At 62.4% G+C, this 15,132-nt stretch carries 17 protein-coding genes; 14 read left to right on the top strand and 3 right to left on the bottom strand.

Translation table 11 applies throughout. The features are described from left to right. Window positions 1-115 precede the first annotated feature (115 nt). Entirely contained in the window at window positions 116-910 is a 795-nt protein-coding gene (locus tag MJP36_RS12725) for a helix-turn-helix transcriptional regulator (protein WP_244385471.1), read from the top strand. Window positions 911-954: 44 nt separating this feature from the next. Here MJP36_RS12725 and hpaA read toward each other — a convergent pair whose 3' ends face one another. Beyond that, the gene (gene hpaA / locus MJP36_RS12720; RefSeq protein ID WP_060756839.1) at window positions 955-1,815 is read right to left on the bottom strand and encodes a 4-hydroxyphenylacetate catabolism regulatory protein HpaA; all 861 of its coding nucleotides are present in this window, start codon (window positions 1,813-1,815) and stop codon (window positions 955-957) included. Between the two features lie 128 nt (window positions 1,816-1,943). On the opposite strand from hpaA, the gene MJP36_RS12715 reads away from it, so the two are divergent. The 8 genes from MJP36_RS12715 (at window position 1,944) to hpaI (ending at window position 9,225) form a co-directional block, all read left to right on the top strand. Continuing rightward, the gene (locus MJP36_RS12715) at window positions 1,944-2,609 is read left to right on the top strand and encodes a fumarylacetoacetate hydrolase family protein (RefSeq protein ID WP_161549247.1); all 666 of its coding nucleotides are present in this window, start codon (window positions 1,944-1,946) and stop codon (window positions 2,607-2,609) included. Beyond that, window positions 2,606-3,376 carry a fumarylacetoacetate hydrolase family protein gene (locus MJP36_RS12710; RefSeq protein WP_244385470.1) on the top strand — a complete coding sequence of 257 codons (771 nt, stop codon included), beginning with the start codon at window positions 2,606-2,608 and terminating at the stop codon, window positions 3,374-3,376. The genes MJP36_RS12715 and MJP36_RS12710 overlap by 4 nt, the downstream gene beginning before the upstream one ends. A gap of 5 nt (window positions 3,377-3,381) precedes the next feature. Then, on the top strand, window positions 3,382-4,842 hold the full coding sequence (gene hpaE / locus MJP36_RS12705; RefSeq protein WP_060756933.1) for a 5-carboxymethyl-2-hydroxymuconate semialdehyde dehydrogenase: 1,461 nt from the start codon (window positions 3,382-3,384) through the stop codon (window positions 4,840-4,842). A gap of 48 nt (window positions 4,843-4,890) precedes the next feature. Then, a complete protein-coding gene (hpaD, locus tag MJP36_RS12700; RefSeq protein WP_090369949.1) occupies window positions 4,891-5,748 on the top strand; it encodes a 3,4-dihydroxyphenylacetate 2,3-dioxygenase in 858 nt (285 codons plus the stop codon). Window positions 5,749-5,763: 15 nt separating this feature from the next. Further along, window positions 5,764-6,156: a tautomerase family protein gene (locus MJP36_RS12695; RefSeq protein ID WP_060756842.1), complete on the top strand. Its 393-nt coding sequence runs from the start codon at window positions 5,764-5,766 to the stop codon at window positions 6,154-6,156. Window positions 6,157-6,288: 132 nt separating this feature from the next. Beyond that, entirely contained in the window at window positions 6,289-7,593 is a 1,305-nt protein-coding gene (locus MJP36_RS12690; protein ID WP_244385469.1) for an MFS transporter, read from the top strand. Between the two features lie 11 nt (window positions 7,594-7,604). After that, window positions 7,605-8,408 carry a 2-oxo-hept-4-ene-1,7-dioate hydratase gene (gene hpaH, locus MJP36_RS12685; protein ID WP_244385468.1) on the top strand — a complete coding sequence of 268 codons (804 nt, stop codon included), beginning with the start codon at window positions 7,605-7,607 and terminating at the stop codon, window positions 8,406-8,408. A gap of 16 nt (window positions 8,409-8,424) precedes the next feature. Next, on the top strand, window positions 8,425-9,225 hold the full coding sequence (gene hpaI / locus MJP36_RS12680) for a 4-hydroxy-2-oxoheptanedioate aldolase (RefSeq protein ID WP_244385467.1): 801 nt from the start codon (window positions 8,425-8,427) through the stop codon (window positions 9,223-9,225). An 80-nt stretch (window positions 9,226-9,305) separates the two neighbouring features. On the opposite strand, the gene hpaR is transcribed toward hpaI, so the two are convergent. Beyond that, window positions 9,306-9,734, bottom strand: a complete 429-nt coding sequence (gene hpaR, locus MJP36_RS12675; RefSeq protein ID WP_090369939.1) for a homoprotocatechuate degradation operon regulator HpaR — start codon at window positions 9,732-9,734, stop codon at window positions 9,306-9,308. A gap of 207 nt (window positions 9,735-9,941) precedes the next feature. Here hpaR and MJP36_RS12670 point away from each other — a divergent pair, with 207 nt between their 5' ends. The 5 genes from MJP36_RS12670 to MJP36_RS12650 are packed head-to-tail and all read left to right on the top strand — an operon-like array spanning window position 9,942 to window position 14,009. Then, a complete protein-coding gene (locus MJP36_RS12670) occupies window positions 9,942-11,240 on the top strand; it encodes an NAD(P)/FAD-dependent oxidoreductase (RefSeq protein ID WP_090369937.1) in 1,299 nt (432 codons plus the stop codon). A 31-nt stretch (window positions 11,241-11,271) separates the two neighbouring features. After that, entirely contained in the window at window positions 11,272-11,637 is a 366-nt protein-coding gene (locus tag MJP36_RS12665; RefSeq protein WP_090369935.1) for a cupin domain-containing protein, read from the top strand. Window positions 11,638-11,649: 12 nt separating this feature from the next. Beyond that, the gene (locus MJP36_RS12660; RefSeq protein WP_244385466.1) at window positions 11,650-12,471 is read left to right on the top strand and encodes a molybdenum cofactor biosynthesis F family protein; all 822 of its coding nucleotides are present in this window, start codon (window positions 11,650-11,652) and stop codon (window positions 12,469-12,471) included. Continuing rightward, window positions 12,464-13,264, top strand: a complete 801-nt coding sequence (locus MJP36_RS12655) for an SDR family NAD(P)-dependent oxidoreductase (protein WP_244385465.1) — start codon at window positions 12,464-12,466, stop codon at window positions 13,262-13,264. Before MJP36_RS12660 ends, MJP36_RS12655 begins: the two co-directional genes overlap by 8 nt. Then, window positions 13,257-14,009 carry an SDR family oxidoreductase gene (locus MJP36_RS12650; RefSeq protein WP_244385464.1) on the top strand — a complete coding sequence of 251 codons (753 nt, stop codon included), beginning with the start codon at window positions 13,257-13,259 and terminating at the stop codon, window positions 14,007-14,009. Before MJP36_RS12655 ends, MJP36_RS12650 begins: the two co-directional genes overlap by 8 nt. A 128-nt stretch (window positions 14,010-14,137) precedes the next feature. Here MJP36_RS12650 and feaR read toward each other — a convergent pair whose 3' ends face one another. Then, window positions 14,138-15,079, bottom strand: coding sequence for a transcriptional regulator FeaR (feaR, locus tag MJP36_RS12645; RefSeq protein ID WP_244385463.1), 942 nt, complete (start codon window positions 15,077-15,079; stop codon window positions 14,138-14,140). Window positions 15,080-15,132 lie beyond the last annotated feature (53 nt).

Below are 15,132 nucleotides of genomic sequence, written 5' to 3'. Positions count from 1 at the left end.
AATTCGCTATGGCTAAATAAAATCTCGAACTCCGAGCTGCGTTCAATGAGTACGGCACGTCCCTCCAGACCCGGGGCGTCCGTTGACGGTTTTCGACATCAAGGATGAGATGGCTATGAGTCTGCCCCGTAGTATTGGCAACACGGAAAACCCGCATTTCTATGCTGAATTGGGTGAGTTGATTTCCAACAGCGGCCACACGAGCTTCGCCGCCAACATGCTGCACCTGTTGGACAAGTGGGTACCGATTCACTTGGTGGACCTGAGTGAATGGACCCTCGATGAACTGCGCGACAACGTGCTGGATATCACGTTGCTGGGCAGCGCCGGCCTGCAACAAGACCTGTGCGCGCCCCAGCCCTTGCAGCCGCTCAAGGATCATCCGCTGCTGCGCGAGATGCTGCGCATGCAAGACCCGCTGCTGATCCAGTTGAAGGCCAAGGCCGACAGCACTCATCCGCTGGGCACCTCGCACCAGTGCAACCTGGTGTCGCGCCAGGGCAATCGGCGCTGTGTGATTTCACTGTATCGCCAAGCGACCCAGCGTGGATTTTCCCTGGCCGAATTGTCGTTTCTCAAGAGTCTGTCAGACACCTTGCTACCGCTGATGGAGCGGCATGCGCAACTCCTGCGCCAGGCACCCGACACCGAGGCCGAGCCGAGCCACAACCTGATGGAGCAGTCACAGTTGCAGCGTGAGTTCTACAAGCGCTTGTCGCTCAGTGACATCACCCTCTCCGCCCGGGAGCAGGAAGTCTGCCTTGGCCTGTTGACCGGCGGCACCGTGCCGCAAATGGCGGAAAAACTCAGCGTGAAAAACAGCTCGATCGAAACGTACCTCAAGCGTGCCGCCGCCAAGTTGGGCGTCAGTGGCCGCCATGGCCTGGCCAAATGGATGGTTGGCGCCTGATGAGCTGATGGACTTTCGCCGCGCTGGGCATGGCGCGTGGAGCGTCAACGCAAACCCGACTGCCGCAACCGGTATTCCCCCGGAGTCAGCTGTGCGTAGCGAAGGAAAAACCGGCTGAAATAGGCCGGGTCCTTGAACCCCAACTGGTAGCAGATTTCATTGGCGGAGCTGCCGGTAAACAGCAACAGGCGCTTGGCTTCCTGCATCAGGCGCTCCAGGATCAGGCGCTTGGACGGCAGGTCGGCCAGGCGCCGACAGACCTCATTGAGGCGCGCTTCGGTGACGCCGATCCCCTCGGCGTAACGCGCCAACGGCCAGTGTTCCAAATAGTGGGCTTCGATCAGTTCGTTGAAGCGATGGAAGATGCGCAGATCCTCATGCCGCGTCGGGCGCGCCGGCAGCGAGTGGGCGCACAGCCGCAGCAGGCGAATCATGATCAGGCGGGTCAGGCTATCCAGCGCGGCGGCGCGCCCTGCCCATTCGGCGTTGATCTCGCTGCTCAAGGCTTCAAACAGTTGATCCAGCCCTTGGGCATCCTCCGTCAACGTGACGCAGGCGGCACCTGAGGCCAGGCTGGGGTCGGCTTCCATCAAGGCCCAGACCAATTGCTGGCGCACCGTCAACACATGCCCATCGGCATCGGCTTCAGTGACAAAGGCATGGGGCACCGTGGGCGGCGTGAGGAAAAACATCGGCCCCGACTCGACGAACTGGCGGTCATCCAGATACACCCGCACCGCGCCACTTTTCACGTAATGCACCTGGAAAAACCGGTCATGCCGATGCACAGGCATGTTGCGCCCGAAAAATCCCGCCAGGTTGGCGAGCTTGTCGTAATGCACCTCGGCATCGCTGTAACGCTGGTCGTAGACCTGCCCGATATTGATGTTGGGAATCGGCTTCACGCTGCTCTCTTCTTGTTATTGAGCGGTCGCTGGATTTTGCCACGCTTGACGGTAGTTAACATATTAATTATAACGTTAACAAATTAACGAACGGCCGATGCTGCCGTCGCCACCGTCAGGAGAAACGCATGAGCCGTACCCTGCATGATGTTGCCAGCGGCACCCTGTTCGGCGTTGCGCTGAACTACCAGGGCCTGCTGGACCAGCATCTCGCCGCCTTCGAACAGGCGCCCTACCAGAAGCCGCCGTCCAAGCCGGTGCTATTCATCAAAACCCCCAATACGCGCAATGAGCACGACGGTGTCGTCCTGCACCCCGCAGGAGAGCGCCTGCAACCGGGGCCTGCGCTGGGTGTGGTGATCGGCCGACCTGCCAGCCGCGTCAGCCTGGAAAACGCCATGACCCATGTGGCCGGGTATGTGGTGGTCAATGAGTTCAGCTTGCCGGAAGACAGTTACTACCGCCCTGCCGTCAAAGCCAAATGCCGCGATGGCTTCTGTGCCTTGGGGCCGCAGGTGGTGCCACGGGATCAAATCGCCAACCCCAATCAGTTGAGTCTCAAACTCTGGGTCAACGGTGAGCTGCGCCAGGAAAACTCCACGTCCAACTGGGTGCGGGACATTGCGCAATTGATCGCCGAGATCAGCGAGTTCATGACCCTGCACCCGGGCGATGTGCTGATCACCGGCACCCCGCAAGGCCGTGTGGATGTGCAGCCAGGCGACCGGGTTGAAGTCGAGATCGAGGGCGTGGGCCACCTGGTCAGCCATGTCCAAGCGGAGAATCAAGCATGAGACACGCCCGCATCCGCTTTGAAGGTCAAACCCACGCCGTCCAGGTCGAGGCCGATAACAGCGTGCGCCTGAACGATGGCCGCCGGGTCGCGGAAGATCAGGTGCAATGGCTGCCGCCGGCTACCGGCACCATGTTCGCCCTCGGCCTGAACTACGCCGACCACGCCGCCGAGCTGGCTTTCAAGCCGCCGACCGAACCCCTGGCATTCATCAAGTCCGTGGGCACCTACACCGGCCATCGTGAGGTCACCTGGCGCCCGGACAACATCGCCTACATGCACTACGAGTGCGAGCTGGTAGCGGTCATCGGCAAGACAGCGCGCAACGTCAAGCGCGCCGACGCCCTGGACTATCTCGCGGGCTACACGGTGTGCAACGACTATGCGATCCGCGACTACCTGGAAAACTACTACCGCCCCAACCTGCGCGTGAAAAACCGCGACGCCACCACGCCGGTCGGCCCGTGGATCGTCGATGTAGCCGACGTGCCCGACCCCGGCAACCTGACCCTGCGCACCTGGATCAACGGTGAACTGCGCCAGACCGGTAATACCCGCGACATGATTTTCGATATTCCCTACCTGATCGAATACCTGTCCAGCTTCATGACCCTGCAGCCCGGCGACATGATCGCCACCGGCACGCCCGAGGGCCTGGCCGACGTAGTGCCAGGTGATGAAGTGGTGGTGGAAGTCGAAGGCGTAGGCCGCCTGGTCAACCGAATTGTCAGCGAGGCGGACTTTTTCTCCGCCCGGAAAGAGGCGTGAACCGCATGATCAAACATTGGATCAACGGCCGTGAGGTCGAAAGCAAAGACACCTTCATCAATTACAACCCGGCCACCGGCGAGGCCATTGGCGAAGTCGCCAGTGGCGGGGCCGCAGAGGTCGCCCAAGCGGTGGCGGCCGCCAAAGAGGCGTTCCCCAAGTGGGCCAACACCCCGGCCAAGGAGCGCGCCCGGTTGATGCGCAAGCTCGGCGAATTGATCGAGCAGAACGTGCCGCGCCTGGCCGAGCTGGAAACCCTCGACACCGGCCTGCCGATCCACCAGACCCGGAACGTGCTGATCCCACGCGCTTCGCATAACTTCGACTTCTTCGCCGAAGTCTGCACACGCATGGACGGCCACAGCTACCCCGTCGACGATCAGATGCTCAATTACACCCTGTACCAGCCGGTGGGCGTGTGCGGGCTGGTGTCGCCGTGGAACGTGCCGTTCATGACCGCCACCTGGAAGACCGCACCGTGCCTGGCGCTGGGCAATACGGCGGTGTTGAAGATGTCGGAGCTGTCACCGCTGACCGCCAATGAACTCGGGCGCCTGGCGGTGGAAGCCGGGATTCCCAACGGCGTGCTCAATGTGATCCAGGGTTATGGCGCGACTGCCGGCGATGCGCTGGTGCGCCACCCGGACGTGCGCGCGATTTCCTTTACCGGGGGTACCGCCACCGGCAGGAAAATCATGCAGACCGCCGGCCTGAAAAAGTACTCCATGGAGCTGGGCGGCAAGTCGCCGGTACTGATCTTTGAAGATGCCGACCTTGAACGTGCCCTCGACGCCGCGCTCTTCACCATCTTTTCCCTGAACGGCGAACGTTGCACCGCCGGCAGCCGGATCTTTATCCAGGAAAGCGTCTACCCGCAATTCGTCGCCGAATTTGCCGCTCGTGCCAAGCGCTTGATCGTCGGTGACCCGCAAGACCCGAAGACCCAGGTCGGCTCGATGATCACCCAGGCGCATTATGACAAGGTCACCGGCTACATCCGGATCGGCCTCGAAGAAGGCGCCACCCTGCTCGCCGGAGGCCTGGAGCGTCCGGCCAACTTGCCTGCGCATTTGAGCAAAGGCCAGTTTATCCAGCCGACCGTCTTTGCCGATGTGCACAACAAGATGCGCATCGCCCAGGAAGAAATCTTCGGCCCGGTGGTGTGCCTGATTCCCTTCAAGGATGAGGCCGAGGCGCTGCAACTGGCCAACGATACCGAATACGGCCTGGCCTCTTACATCTGGACCCAGGATATCGGCAAGGCCCATCGCCTGGCGCACGGAATCGAGGCCGGCATGGTATTTATCAACAGCCAGAATGTGCGGGACCTGCGCCAGCCGTTCGGCGGGGTCAAAGGCTCCGGCACCGGCCGCGAAGGCGGCCAGTACAGCTTTGAAGTGTTTGCCGAGATCAAGAACGTGTGCATTTCCATGGGCAGCCATCACATCCCGCGTTGGGGCGTATGACCACCGACGTTTGCACTCCAACAAGAATAATGACTCAGGAGAATCATCATGGGCGAAGTGGTTCTGGCAGCGAAAATCTGCCACGTACCGTCGATGTACCTGTCGGAACTGCCCGGCAAACATCATGGCTGTCGCGAAGCGGCGATTGCCGGCCATAAGGAAATCGGCCGTCGCGCTCGAGCATTGGGCGCCGACACCGCCGTGGTATTCGACGTGCACTGGCTGGTCAACAGTGGGTATCACGTCAACTGCGGCGCACAGTTCCAGGGGACCTACACCAGCAACGAGCTGCCGCACTTCATCAAGAACATGGACTACGCCTACCCCGGCTGCCCTGAGCTGGGAGAGCTGATCGCCGCCGAGGCCAACCTGGCCGGTGTGCGCAGCATGGCCCATAACATCCCCAGCCTGGAACTGGAATACGGCACGCTGGTGCCCATGCGCTACATGCACATGGACGTGCCGGAGGCTGAAAAACTCCAGGTCATTTCCATCGCCGCCTGGTGCGCCTGGCATCGCCTGGAGGACAGCTTCACGTTCGGCGCCGCCGTGCGCCGAGCCATCGAAAAGAGTGATCGCAAGGTCCTGGTGCTGGCCTCCGGCTCGCTGTCGCACCGCTTCTCGGACGACCGCGAGGCCGAAGCGAATATCCACAACTGGACCCGCGAATTCGACAAGCAGATGGACCTGCATGTCGTGGAAATGTGGAAGCAAGGCCGCTTCAAGGAATTCTGCGCGATGTTGCCCGATTACGCCGAACACTGCTTCGGCGAAGGCAAGATGCACGACACCGCCATGCTCCTGGGCCTGCTGGGCGGACCGGAATATGCCCAGCCCGCCGAGATCATCACGCCGCCGTTCGGCAGCTCGGGCACCGGCCAGATCAACGCGATTTTCCCGCTGTAAACCTGGGAGCAAGCCATGCCGCACTTTATCGCCGAGTACACCGACAACCTCGAACAACAGGCAGACCTGCCCGGCCTGTTTGAAAAAGTCCATCGCGCGCTGGGAGACAGTGGCGTGTTTCCCCTTGGCGGTATCCGCAGCCGGGGTGTACGCCTGGACACCTGGCGCATGGCCGATGGCAAGCACGACTACGCCTTTGTGCACATGACGCTCAAGGTTGGCCACGGCCGCGACTTGGCCACGCGCCAGGCGGTGGCCGAGGCGGTCTTTGCGCTGATCACCGCGCACTTCGCCGAGCTGCAGGCGCAGCGCTTGCTGGCGCTGTCGTTCGAGATGGTCGAGCTGCACCCACAGCTCAACTTCAAGCAGAACAACGTGCATGCGTTCCTGAACAACCCGGCGAACTGAAACGGACGCAGTCCTTGCAGGAGCGAGCTTGCTCGCGAAGATCCCACAAGCACCGTGGGTAACCAGGGGTACTGCGTTTTGTTGAGGTTTTTCGCGAGCAAGCTCGCTCCTACAAATAAAAAGTACAACATCATGAGCACAGCCCATTCCACTGCCAGCCGCGTACTGGCCGAGCACGACCGCACCCATCGTTTAGTCACCTGGCGCCTGATGCCGCTGTTGCTGGTGTGTTACCTGTTCGCCCATCTGGACCGCATCAACATCGGTTTTGCCAAGATGCAGATGAGCAGCGACCTGCACTTCAGCGATACGGTCTATGGCTTCGGCGCCGGGCTGTTCTTTATCGCCTACGCGCTGTTCGGCGTGCCGAGCAACATGGCACTGGACGGAGTCGGCCCGAGGCGCTGGATCGCCAGCCTGATGATCGTGTGGGGGCTTCTGTCCACCGGCATGTTGTGGGTCGAGAGTGCTCGTGGCTTCTATGTGCTGCGTTTTCTGCTGGGGGTGGCCGAGGCGGGGTTTTTCCCGGGCATCCTGGTGTTTCTCAACCGCTGGTATCCGGCGCGCCGTCGCGCTCAGGTCACCGCGCTGTTTGCGATTGCGGTGCCCATGGCCGGAGTCCTGGGTGGGCCGATTTCCGGTGCCATCCTGGAAAATTTCCACGACGTAGGCAGCCTGCGCGGCTGGCAGTGGATGTTCCTGATCGAAGGCGCGCCGGTGGTGCTCCTCGGGCTGGTGGTACTCAAGTGGTTGCCGGAGGGTTTCGATTCGGTGAACTGGCTGACGCTTGAGCAAAAACAACAACTGCGTGCCCAACTCAGCAGCGAAGAACAGCGCAAGACCATCACCTCATTCGGCGGCATCCTGCGTGACCGGCAAGTGTGGCTGCTGGTGGCGGTGTATTTTGCGGTGATGCTCGCGGTGAACACCCTCGCGTTCTGGATGCCCACCCTGATCCACGGCACCGGTATTGGCCGCGACAGCCAGGTCGGCTTGCTCAGTGCCGTGCCGTATCTGGCCGGCTGCTGCTTCATGATCGGCTGCGGGCGGTCTTCCGACCGTCATCGCGAGCGCCGCTGGCACCTGTGCATACCGCTGCTGATGGCCGCCGTCGGCATTGCCGTCGCCGGCCTGGCGCCGGGCAACCCGTTGCTGGTGATGAGCGGGTTGGTGGTGGCCGGCATGGGCGCCAGTGCGGCCCTGCCGATGTTCTGGCAGTTGCCGCCGGCGTTTCTGTCCAACACCACCCAGGCGGCCGGCATTGCCATGATCAGCTCGTTCGGCAGCATCGCCGCGTTCCTCGCGCCCTACCTGATCGGCTGGATGCGCGACGCCACCCAGAGCGCCAGCCTGGCCCTGTATGGACTCGCCCTGTTTATCGCCTTCGGCGGCCTGCTGGTGCTGCGCACCCACGCCGCCATCGTCAACCCACACTAGAGACCGTTGCCATGCTCGACTCCCAGCAAATCCTCGAGGCGGCCAACCGCCTGGACCAAGCCGAACGCAGCCGTGAACAGCTACGCCAGTTTTCCCTCGACTACCCGGGCATCACGATCGAGGATGCCTACGCGATCCAGCGCGCCTGGGTCGCGCAGAAGATCAAGGACGGGCGCACCTTGAAGGGCCACAAGATCGGCCTGACTTCGCGCGCCATGCAGGTCTCGTCGAACATCACCGAGCCCGACTACGGTGTGCTGCTCGATGACATGTTTTTCGACGAAGGCAGTGACATCCCCTTCGAACGCTTCATCGTGCCGCGGGTGGAGGTCGAACTGGCATTCATCCTCGGCAAGCCCCTAAAAGGCCAGAACTGCACGGTGTTCGATGTACTCGACGCCACCGAGTGGGTGATCCCGGCCCTGGAGATCATCGACGCACGCATCCAGCAGGTCGACCCCCACACCCACACGACCCGCAAGGTGTTCGACACCATTTCCGACAACGCCGCGAATGCCGGTGTGGTACTTGGCGGCCGCGCCGTGCGCCCCACCGAGATCGACCTGCGCAAGGTGCCGGCGGTGCTGTACCGCAATGGCGTGATCGAGGAGTCCGGCGTATCGGCGGCGGTGCTCAACCACCCGGCCAAGGGGGTGGCGTGGCTGGCCAACAAACTGGCGCCGTACGACGTCACGCTGCTGCCGGGGCAAGTCATCCTGGGGGGCTCCTTTACCCGGCCGGTGGCGGCCAACCCTGGCGATACCTTTCATGTCGACTACGACCTGCTCGGGTCGATTGCCTGCCGTTTCGTCTGAGCCCTGGAGGATTGCCATGGACATGCCCGTCAACCGCTTCAAACACCGCTTGCTCAACGGCGAAGTACAGATCGGCCTGTGGCTCGGCCTCGCCGACGCCTACTGTGCGGAACTGGCCGCCAACGCCGGTTTCGACTGGCTGTTGATCGACGGCGAACACGCGCCCAACCCCTTGCAGGGCATGCTCGGCCAGTTGCAGGCCGTGGCGCCCTACCCTGGCCAGGCGTTGATTCGCCCGGTGATCGGTGACAGCGCGCTGATCAAGCAGCTACTGGATATCGGCGCCCAGACGTTACTGGTGCCGATGGTGGAAAGTGCCGCCCAGGCCCGGGAACTGGTACGCGCCATGCGCTACCCGCCTCATGGTATTCGCGGGGTCGGCAGTGCCTTGGCCCGGGCGTCACGCTGGAACAGCATCCCCGACTACCTCGACAGAGCCGATGAGCAAATGTGCCTGTTGGTGCAGATCGAAAACCGCGAGGGCCTGGCCAATCTGGACGCGATTGCCGCCGTCGACGGAGTCGACGGTGTCTTTATCGGCCCGGCGGACTTGAGCGCCTCGATGGGGCATCGGGGCAATCCTGGGCACCCTGAGGTGCAGGCGGCGATCGAAGACGCCATCGTCCGCATCGTGCAGGCGGGTAAAGCGGCGGGGATTCTCAGTGCCGATGAACGCCTGGCGCGACGCTATATCGAACTGGGCGCTACGTTTGTGGCGGTGGGGGTGGATACCACGGTGTTGATGCGCGGGTTGCAGGCGTTGGCCGGAAAATTCAAAAGCATTCCAGCGGTCGCAACGCTTGGCGGGGTGTACTGATAATCCCGTGTGGGAGGGGCGGTACGACGACTCGACTTGCCCCCTCCCACATTTTGCTTCTCAGTGGGAGGGGCAATGATTCAGCGCTTGAGGTTGATGTTCTTCAAGTCTTCCAGCAGCCCCAACAGGGCCTCGAACTTCTCTTCGCCCAACTGATCCTGCAAGCGCTGATAGTTGGCCTCCATGCACTGGCTCATGGACTCGAAACTCGCCTTGCCCTTGTCGGCCAGCGTCACCAGTACGCGGCGCTGGTCCTGCTCGGCTTTGCGCCGGTGCACCATGCCGGCGGCTTCCATGCGCACCAGCACGCCGGTCATGCTCGGCTTGAGGATGCAGGCCAGTTCCGCCAACTGGTAAATCTCCAGCTCACCATATTGCTCAAGGATGCGGATGATCCGCCATTGCTGTTCGGTCAGGCCGTGCTCATTCAAGGACGGGCGGAAGAAACTCATTGCTGCTTCGCGGGCTTGCAGCAGGGTCAAGGTCAGGGACTGGCGAGGTTTGGACATAGGGATCAGGGTCACGAGGTATTTAGTTAATAATTTAACGAAACTCTAGCATTCCCTGCCGACGAGCGCGCTATAACTTGTTGATCGCACCGCCCGTGGCGCTCTGAATCAAATGCCTGGGCACGCAGCGTCAAGACTTCCATCCCGTCTGGGGCCCTAATGGAGGCATCCGCTTTAGAGCCTTCCTTCACTTTTTCAGGCTACGCCATGATCAACATCGAAACCCCGACGTATTACACCGCGACCAAGAAATACAACCTCAGCTTCCCCACCCTGGAACAGGATATCGACGCCGATGTGGTGGTGATCGGCGGGGGGTTCTCCGGCATCAACACGGCCCTGGAACTGGCGGAAAAAGGCATCACCAACATCGTCGTGCTGGAGGCCCGCTACCTGGGCTTCGGCGGCACTGGCCGCAACGGCGGGCAGATCATGGCCGGCATCGGCCACGACCTGGAGAAGATCAAAAAGGATGTCGGCGAAGACGGCCTGCGCCAAGTGTTCGAGATCAGCGACCTGGGTGCCGACATCATCAAGAACCGTATCGCCAAGTACAACATCGATGCGGATTTCTGCCACGGCTACGGCTACATGGGCTTCAACGCCCGCCAGGAAAAAACCCTGCGCGCCTGGGAAAAAGACTTCAAGTCGATCAACAGCCAGCACGAGATCCGCTTTCTCGGCGGCAGCGATGTGCAACAGATCATCGGCTCCACCGCCTATACGAGCGCCCTGCTGCACATGGGCGGCGGGCATGTGCACTCGCTGAACCTGCTGCTGGGCGAAGCCACCGCCCTGGCCGGCCATGGCGTACGGATTTTCGAGAACAGCCCGGCGCTGGAAGTCCGCTATGGCGAGCGCATCACCGTGCGTACGGGGCGCGGTTCGGTGCGCGCCAGCAAGTTGTTGTGGGCCTGCGACAGTTTCCTCAACAAGCTGGAACCGGAGCTGCATCGCTCGACCATCAACACCTACGCGTTCCAGATGATGACCGAGCCGTTGCCCGAAGAGTTGATCCAGCGCATCAGCCCGATTCGCGGGGCCTACAGCGACATCCGCCCGGTGATCGACTACTACCGCGTGACCAACGAGAACCGCCTGCTGTTCGGCGCCGCCACCCCGCTGGTGGAACATATTCCCCGCGACCTAAAGGCCTGGAACCGGCACCTGATGCTGAAGATTTTCCCCTACCTCAAGGACGTGAAAATCGACCTGGCCTGGGGCGGCCCGATGGCGTGCAGCCCCAACCTGTTTCCGCAGATCGGCACCTTGCCGGGGCGCAGCAATGCGTTTTTCGTGCAGGGCTACTCAGGCTTTGGCGTAACGCCCAGCCACATCATCTGCAAGGTTTTGGCCGAAGGCATGAGCGAAGGCTCGGCGCGCTATGACCTGGTCAGCTCCATTCATCGCCCCACCATCATCGGCAAGGACGCTATCCGCCCATTGCTGCTGACGGCGGGCAAATCCTGGCACCAACTTTCCGGTTACTGGAACGGGCGCCGCTAATCCCTCTTTTTACTCATCAGGAGCAACTGCCATGACCCTTACCACCCTCAAACACGACGTCCAGCTATCGGCACTCGACGCCTGGGGCAGTGTGGCCGACCTCGGCTCGCAGATTCTTGAAGGCGAAGTACGCGCCTTCGGCAAAATGACATTCGGCGCGCCGACCGACCCCGTCAGCAGCGCTTATTTCGGCACGACCCAAGGCAAGTTCCGCATGATCTACCCGTTCGCCGAACAAGCCACCCTCCTGACCGGCGAGGTGATCCTGACCGATGAATCCACCGGCCAGTCGGCGCGCTACAAGGCCGGAGACAGCTGGTTCGTGACCAAGGGCACGCCGGTGTTGTGGGAAGTGGTCAGCGAGAGTTTCGTCAAACACTACTTCGCCGTCGTGTAAGGAGGCGTTGCCATGACGAGTTCTACCGATTGGATCACCGTCGGCGCGCTGGCCGACGGTTTCGCCCCGCACGCCTTTATCCTGCCGAACCTGGCCGAGCTGGCCGGCCAGACCTTCACCCTGCACTTCGCCAATGGCTGGCAGATCGAGCACCGTTTCGAGTCGGAGCGCCTGGCCTGGCATGCCGCCGATGGGCACTCCAGCGGCAGCGCGCCCTACCGCGCCACCTCGATCCGCCCAGGGCTGTACCTGGTGGATTTCATCAAGCACGAAGCCGGGCAAAGCTGGTCGATCAGCCTGGTGCTGGATGTTGCGGGAGCGTCGTTCACGGCCGTGATCGGCAGCCTGCCCAGTCCACAGCAGACCCAGGAAGGCCTTTACCATCGTGCCCTGGCCGGCAAACCGCTGACCTCGGTGCAGGTCGACTTCCTCCACGGCAGCCTCGACCGCCCCTGGCAGGACGGCCATTGCCTGCACGCACCTACCGCCGAGCTGGTGGGGCTGCGCAACCAATATCGCTACAGCCCCAGCGAAGTCTATGAGCACATCTACCTCAACGAGCGCTTCTACGCGTGGCAGTGCCTCAAAGGCGTGGAGCAAGGCCTGTGCGACACCGACCGCTGCCATTACTACAAGATCGCCGAACAGCTGTACCTGTTTGTATGGCAGGAGAAGATCGTGCCCACCCTCGGCCTGGTGCTGATTGATCTGCAACAGCACCGCAGCGACGGCAAGATTTTCGGCTATGCCGGGACGTCGTTCGATGCGCTGTCGAACTTCCCGGTCAGCTCGTACTGCCAGGTCCTCAACCGCACGGAGTACCCCCGTGACTGAGCCGCGCACGGTGCTGATCACCGGCGCCGGCAGCGGCATCGGCGCGGCCTGCGCGCGGATGTATGCCGAGGACGGCGCACGCCTGGTGCTGGTCGGCCGGCGTCGTGAGCCGCTGGAGCAGGTGGCACGCGAAACCGGTGGGCTGATCCTGGTGGGCGACGCCGCCTGCCCGGACACCTGGGACGGCTTTATCCGACAGATCCACGAGCATTACGGGCGCCTCGACGTACTGCTGGCCTGTGCAGGTGGCCATGGCCTGGGCAGCGCGACCCAGACCCGCCCCGCCGCTTGGGCAGACGCCCTGCGCAGTAACCTCGACAGCGCGTTCTACAGTGCCCGCGCCTGTTTGCCGTTGCTGCAGGCGAGCACGGGCAACATCGTGCTGATCGGCTCCATCGCCTCGTTGGCCGCAGGGCCTGAAGTGTGCGGCTACACCACGGCCAAACATGCGTTGCTCGGGCTCAACCGCTCCCTCGCGCGCGATTACGGGCCGTACGGCGTGCGGGTGAACGCGGTGTGCCCGGGCTGGGTACACACGCCCATGGCCGATGCGGAGATGCAAGCGTTGATGGACGCTTATGGCGATACCTTGCAGCAGGCCTATGCCCGCGTATGCACCGACGTCCCTTTGCGACGGGCCGCCCAGCCGGAGGAAATCGCCAAGGTGTGCCGCTTCCTGGCGTCCAGCGATGCCTCGATCATGACCGGCGCCACCGTGGTGGCCGACGGTGGTTCCAGCATCGTCGACGTTCCCACGCTGGCTTTCGCACACTTGGAGAGCGCCCATGAATGACCTGGAATTCAGCGGGCAAGTGGTGCTGGTCACCGGCGGCGCCCAAGGCATCGGGTGTGGCATCGTCGAGGCTTTTGCCCGGCGCGGCGCACGGGTGGTGATTGCCGACCGCCTGCTGGCGCAGGCCCAGGCAGTGGCCGCGACACTGTGCACGCAGGGTTATGACGTCCAAGCGCTGGGTGTGGACCTGGCGGAGGCCGAGGCGGTGCGGGACTGCGTCCAGGCGCTGCCCCGGCTGGATACCGTGGTGCACAACGCCGGGTATTTTCCATTGACCGCCCTGGAAGACATCACCCCGGCACTGCTGCAGCGCACCTTGGCGGTCAACCTGTCGGCGCTGTTCTGGCTGACCCAGGCGGCGTTGCCGATGTTCCGCGCACAAGGCCGGGGCTGTGTGCTGGTCACGTCGTCCGTCACCGGCAATCGCGTCGGCTACCCTGGGCTGAGTCATTACGCGGCGTCCAAGGCCGGGGTCAACGGTTTTATCCGCAACGCCGCACTGGAGCTGGCACCGCTGAACGTGCGGGTCAATGGCGTGGAGCCCGGCATGATCGCCACTCCGGCGATGGGTAATCTGGGCGACGCTTCGGTGACTGACAGCATCGCCCGTCGCGTGCCCCTGGGGCGCCTGGGTGTGGCGGCGGATATTGCCGGGGCCATGCTGTTCCTGGCCTCGGATCTGGCCAGCTACATCACCGGGCAGACCCTGGTGGTAGATGGTGGCTCGACCTTGCCGGAGGTCTGAAACCCGATTCGAATGTAGGAGGGGGCTTGCTCCCGATAGGGGTGGGTCAGTCAGCACATGGATTGACTGACCCACCGCCATCGGGAGCAAGCCCCCTCCCACATTTGGGAGGGATTGGGTTTGCAGATTTATGCCCCCACCGCCTGCATCCGGCTTGATCTGAAATCCTTCGGCGACACCTCAAACTGCTTCTTGAACGATCGGCTGAAGTGCGCCGAATCGGTAAAGCCCCACTTGTAGGCAATCGAGGTGATCGACTCGCTGCGCAGGAACGGGTTGGTCAAGTCGTCCGCACTGCGCTTGAGCCGCGCCCGCTGGATATAACGGCAGACACTGTCGTCCTGTTCTTCAAACAACCGGTACAACTGGCGCACGGAAATGTTGAGCCGATTGGCCAGTCCGATCGGGCTCAGGCCCGGCTGGCTGAGTGACTCATCAATCACCTTCTGCACATAGCTGCGCAGGTTGTTGCCGTGCAGCGCCGCCACGCCTTCGCAGCACTCATCGCCCTGCTCCAGGGCCGAGCCCAGCAGCGAGACGAACGCCGCTTGCAACGCCTCGACTTCACCCCCGCCGTCTTCGCTGTCGTCCTTGCACAATTGGTCCATCAGCACGTGCAGCATGCGCCCACAGGCCTTGGTCGAGGAGATCTTGCCAAAGGCACGTGCATCACCGCCCACGTGTTTGCAGACCTCGGCGCGCGCGAGGGACAGCGAGGCATGTTCAATCAGGCCGAAGGGCGTGATTTCAATAGAGCCCACCGAATCCATCAGCAGCATCTCGCCGGGGGCCAGTTGCAGGGTCTGGCCGTTCTGGACGATTTGCGAGTAACCGCTACGCTGGCTGACCAGGAAACACTCCTGGTCGTTATCATGGTCGGCGTGGTGCGCCGGGCGCGTGATCAGCCCAGCATTGGTGCGCAGGATGGCCAGGCCACGCGGCAGGTTATGGATCTCGCCGATGAACAGCGAGCGGTTGAAGGCCAGTTCGGTATCGAAGTGGCCGCACGCGGCGCGCAGTTCGCTGTTCCAGCTGTCGAGTCCGTCGTGTGCATGCTGTGGGATGCTCATGGGGTGTCTCCGCAATGGCTTCTTTTTGTTGTTCTGGCGCAATAGTTAACATG

The sequence above is a fragment of the Pseudomonas palleroniana genome, assembly GCF_022836895.1.
Taxonomy (GTDB): Bacteria; Pseudomonadota; Gammaproteobacteria; order Pseudomonadales; family Pseudomonadaceae; genus Aquipseudomonas; species Aquipseudomonas palleroniana.
The sequence above is the reverse complement of the archived record's forward strand: the minus strand, read 5'-3'. Positions and strand labels throughout refer to the sequence as shown.

Coding starts and splice junctions, on each gene's coding strand:
- hpaH (WP_244385468.1), top strand. CDS start 7,605: ATGCTCGACTCCCAGCAAATCCTCGAGGCGGCCAACCGCCTGGACCAA.
- MJP36_RS12660 (WP_244385466.1), top strand. CDS start 11,650: ATGACGAGTTCTACCGATTGGATCACCGTCGGCGCGCTGGCCGACGGT.
- feaR (WP_244385463.1), bottom strand. CDS start 15,079: ATGAGCATCCCACAGCATGCACACGACGGACTCGACAGCTGGAACAGC.
- hpaE (WP_060756933.1), top strand. CDS start 3,382: ATGATCAAACATTGGATCAACGGCCGTGAGGTCGAAAGCAAAGACACC.
- MJP36_RS12710 (WP_244385470.1), top strand. CDS start 2,606: ATGAGACACGCCCGCATCCGCTTTGAAGGTCAAACCCACGCCGTCCAG.
- MJP36_RS12665 (WP_090369935.1), top strand. CDS start 11,272: ATGACCCTTACCACCCTCAAACACGACGTCCAGCTATCGGCACTCGAC.
- MJP36_RS12695 (WP_060756842.1), top strand. CDS start 5,764: ATGCCGCACTTTATCGCCGAGTACACCGACAACCTCGAACAACAGGCA.
- MJP36_RS12715 (WP_161549247.1), top strand. CDS start 1,944: ATGAGCCGTACCCTGCATGATGTTGCCAGCGGCACCCTGTTCGGCGTT.
- hpaI (WP_244385467.1), top strand. CDS start 8,425: ATGGACATGCCCGTCAACCGCTTCAAACACCGCTTGCTCAACGGCGAA.
- MJP36_RS12690 (WP_244385469.1), top strand. CDS start 6,289: ATGAGCACAGCCCATTCCACTGCCAGCCGCGTACTGGCCGAGCACGAC.
- MJP36_RS12725 (WP_244385471.1), top strand. CDS start 116: ATGAGTCTGCCCCGTAGTATTGGCAACACGGAAAACCCGCATTTCTAT.
- MJP36_RS12670 (WP_090369937.1), top strand. CDS start 9,942: ATGATCAACATCGAAACCCCGACGTATTACACCGCGACCAAGAAATAC.
- hpaD (WP_090369949.1), top strand. CDS start 4,891: ATGGGCGAAGTGGTTCTGGCAGCGAAAATCTGCCACGTACCGTCGATG.
- hpaR (WP_090369939.1), bottom strand. CDS start 9,734: ATGTCCAAACCTCGCCAGTCCCTGACCTTGACCCTGCTGCAAGCCCGC.
- MJP36_RS12650 (WP_244385464.1), top strand. CDS start 13,257: ATGAATGACCTGGAATTCAGCGGGCAAGTGGTGCTGGTCACCGGCGGC.